General features: G+C 49.3%; 1 protein-coding gene. It reads right to left on the bottom strand.

Annotated elements, in window-relative coordinates:
- A partial coding sequence (locus tag F0U44_RS24015) for an Hsp70 family protein (protein WP_149730591.1) occupies positions 1–763 on the bottom strand: 763 nt, incomplete at both ends.

Here is a 763-nt window from a genome sequence, read left to right as displayed (position 1 = left end):
CTGGTACATCTTCGTTATTATCGGATTGCAAATGCCTTCCAATTCTTTCTGCTTGTGCTCATACTCCTCCTTGTCGGCCAGTTGGTTGGAATCCAGCCACTTGATGGTGTCGTTGCACTTGTCGAGGATGGTCTGCTTGTCAGAGTCAGAGATCTTTTCCTTGAGCTTCTCATCCTCCATGGTAGACTTCATGCTGAAGCAGTAAGATTCCAATGCATTCTTGGCCTGGATGGTCTCCTTTTGCTTGTCATCCTCGTTTCTGTACTTCTCTGCCTCATTAACCATACGCTCGATCTCTTCCTTGGAGAGACGACCTTTGTCGTTGGTAATGGTGATCTTGTTCTCCTTGTTGGTGGACTTCTCGATAGCGGAAACGTTGAGGATACCGTTGGCATCGATGTCGAAGGTGACCTCAATTTGAGGCACGCCACGCGGCGCCGGTGGGATCCCGGTCAGCTCGAATTTACCGAGCAAGTTGTTATCTTTGGTCATAGCACGCTCACCCTCAAATACTTGGATGAGTACTCCGGGTTGGTTATCAGAGTAGGTGGTGAATGTCTGAGTCTGTTTAGTGGGGATGGTAGTGTTACGCTTGATGAGTGTGGTCATGACACCTCCAGCAGTCTCAATACCGAGGGAAAGGGGTGTTACATCAAGCAACAGCAGATCCTGCACCTCCTCAGACTTGTCACCGTGCAAGATAGCAGCCTGGACAGCTGCACCATAAGCTACGGCCTCGTCAGGGTTAATAGATTTGTTGAGA

The organism is Nocardioides humilatus (assembly GCF_008373755.1).
Lineage (GTDB): Bacteria > Actinomycetota > Actinomycetes > Propionibacteriales > Nocardioidaceae > Nocardioides > Nocardioides humilatus.
The sequence above is the reverse complement of the archived record's forward strand: the minus strand, read 5'-3'. Positions and strand labels throughout refer to the sequence as shown.